Genomic DNA, 2,724 nt, shown 5'->3' with positions numbered 1-2,724 from the left:
ACTAGGCTCGGGGCGGACCGCTGATGGAAGGACGGACATGGCCTACCGCTCGGGTGACGACTTCACGCTCCTCATCGTGTGCACCGGCAACGTGTGCCGCTCCCCCGCCATCGAGCGGCTCTTCCGGTCCGCTTTCGCCGAGGGCAGCGGGATCACGGTCCACAGCGCCGGCACCGGGGCGCTCGTCGGTGAGCCGATCCAGGGGCCGATGGTGCAGCTGCTCGAGGAGGTCGGCGTCAGCGCGGACGGCTTCGCCGCCCGGGCCATCACCGAACCCATGGTCGCCGGCGCGGACCTCGTGCTCACCGCGACGCGGGCGCACCGGGCGGACGTCGTGGAGCACGTCCCCGCCGCGGTGCGACGCACATTCACCGTGCGGGAGTTCGCCCGGCTCGCCTCCGCGGTGGACCCGGACGAGCTCACCGCCGCGGCCGGTCCGGACGCCCGGCCCGCCGAGCGCCTCGCCGCGCTCGTGCCGCTGGCCGCGCGGGAGCGGGTGCAGGTACCGGCCGAGCTGGACGACATCGTCGACCCCTACCGGCGGTCCGACGCCGTCTACCGCGAGTCGTTCGACCAGCTGATCGAGGCGGTGCGGACGATCGCCCAGGTGGTCCTGGGAGTCACCCAGACCTGACCGCCCGGCGCTCGGCCGGGCTCAGGGCGGCCCTGCTCAGTGGCTCCGCTTGACCGCGCCGTCCCTGACCGCCCGGGCCTCGGCCGGGCTCACGACGACCCTGCTCAGTGGCTCCGTTTGACCGCGCCGTCGGCGAAGGCGTCGGCCGCCTCCCCCAGCCGCAGCCCGATGACGTCGAGGCGGCGGAGCAGCTCACGGCACCGCAGCATCTCCACCGTCACCTCCCCGGTGAGGAGCGCGGCCATCGCCTCCTGGTAGCGCAGGCGGATGTCGTTCTTCCGGGCGGCCAGCGCCGAGGTGCGGATCCGCGAGGGGGCGTTGCTGGTGGCTGCGGCGGCGTGGTGCAGCTCGGCGACGCTCTCCTCCACCGCCTCCAGGACGTCGACGAGCAGGGGCTGTGCCCCCACCTCGAACAGGTCGTGCTCCCGGACGAAGTCGCGCACGTTGTCGAGCACGTCGTCGATCGAGCGCGACGCGCGGAAGATGTCCTCCCGGTCGATCGGCGTGACGAGCGTGCGGCCCAGGGTCTCCACGAGGCGGGCACGGTGCCCGTCGCCCTCGCGCTCGATCTCCCCCACCCGGCGGCGCGCCTCGGCGCTGGGCAGGTCGCCCCGGACGGCGGCGAGCGCGACCCGGACGGCGTCCTGGGTGGTGCGGATGTGCGCCTCGAGCGCGGCGACGATGGCGCGCTCGTTCCGCCGCGTGAGGTTCCCCGCCGCCCGGCGCAGCGCCGTCACACCCGGGACGCGACGGCGCCGGCCACCGCCCCCAGGGCGTACGCGGCCGGCAGGGTGGTGACCCACGCGAGCACGAGCTTCCCGGTCCTTCGCCATCTGACCCTCCCTAGTCCTCGGGCGGCGCCGCTGCCGATGAGGGCGCCGGAGATTGTCTGCGCCAGGCCTACGGGCGCACCGGCGGCGCTGGTGGCGAGCAGCGCGGTGGCGGTGGCGATCTCGGTGCTCACGGCGTCGACGGTGCGCACCGGCAGGATGCCCGAGCCGATGGTCCCGGCCATCCGCCCCACACCGATCGCCGCGCCGAGCCCGAAGAACAGCGCCACGAGCAGCAGCTGCCACCAGACCACCGGCACCGTCGCGCCCGCCACGCCCGTGGCGACCGCCATGACGGCGAGCATCTTCTGCGCGTCGTTCGTCCCGTACGCCAACGAGAGCAGTGCGAAGGCGACCGCGTGCGCGGCCCGCAGCCCCCTGCCCGCGTCCGGCACCCGCACCACCGGGGCCACCACCCGCAGCAGGAACGCGGCGATCACCGCCCCGATGAGCGGGGCGAGCGCCATCATGAGGAGCACCTTGGCAACCGCGCCCCAGCCGACCGGCTCCCCGGCCGCCTGACCGACCCCCGCCATCGCGCCGACGAGCGCCATCGTCTGGCCGGTCGGGGCACCGAACCGGCTCAGCGTCCAGACCACGACGACGCTGGCGACCACGGCGAGCATCGTCCCGAGCCGGCGCCCCTGCCCCTCCCAGACGACGAGGTCGGTGGCCACCGTGTCGGCCACCGCGGTCCCCAGCAGCAGGGGCGCGAGGACCACGCCGAGTGTCATGACGAGGATGCCGGTCACGGGACGCAGGGCGTGCACCGTGAGGTTGAGCGAGAGCATAGTGCCCCCGGTGTTGGCACCGTTGACGAGCGCGAACGCCGCGGCGACGACGATCAGCGCGACGTCCACTCGGCTCCTTCCGCTCCTCCTCCGTGCTCGGGATGGCGTTCCGCTCCCCCGCCGACGCCTTGCCGGGCGGTCGGCCGCCCGTGGGCACCGGCGCACGCCGACTCGGATGCGGTGCGCCCTGCGACGGGCGGGGTGCGGGCTAACCCGCCGGCACCACTCGGGGCCCACCACGACGCCTCGTGATCGAGAACCGACGCCGATCCCGCCGGCGTGCTCCCGGGCGCCGGGCGTCACCGCCATTCTACGAGTCGTCCCACCACCGACGGCGGGGTCGATCGTCCAGGTCCGGGGCAGGCGACGCTCCTTGACACTCCCTCGCCGCCAGTGCAGACTCCGAATCGTATATGACTTCGTCAACGATGCTGAGGAGCGCTGGGGCATGAGCACCGACCCGATCACC

Annotated in this window: 3 protein-coding genes; 1 reads left to right on the top strand and 2 read right to left on the bottom strand. The window is 74.2% G+C overall.

Translation table 11 applies throughout. The features are described 5' to 3' along the window. On the top strand, positions 1-634 hold a 634-nt coding region (locus Q0195_RS09260), incomplete at its 5' end, for a hypothetical protein (RefSeq protein WP_366518089.1). Between the two features lie 104 nt (positions 635-738). Here the strand turns inward: Q0195_RS09260 and Q0195_RS09255 are convergent. After that, complete coding sequence (locus tag Q0195_RS09255; protein ID WP_299277437.1) at positions 739-1,371, bottom strand: DUF47 family protein; 633 nt, start codon at positions 1,369-1,371, stop codon at positions 739-741. Beyond that, a complete protein-coding gene (locus Q0195_RS09250) occupies positions 1,368-2,324 on the bottom strand; it encodes an inorganic phosphate transporter (RefSeq protein WP_299277435.1) in 957 nt (318 codons plus the stop codon). Before Q0195_RS09250 ends, Q0195_RS09255 begins: the two co-directional genes overlap by 4 nt. Positions 2,325-2,724: the final 400 nt, after the last annotated feature.

Source organism: uncultured Georgenia sp. (assembly GCF_937958535.1).
Taxonomy (GTDB): domain Bacteria; phylum Actinomycetota; class Actinomycetes; order Actinomycetales; family Actinomycetaceae; genus Oceanitalea.
This window is presented reverse-complemented; position numbering and strand designations above follow the sequence as displayed.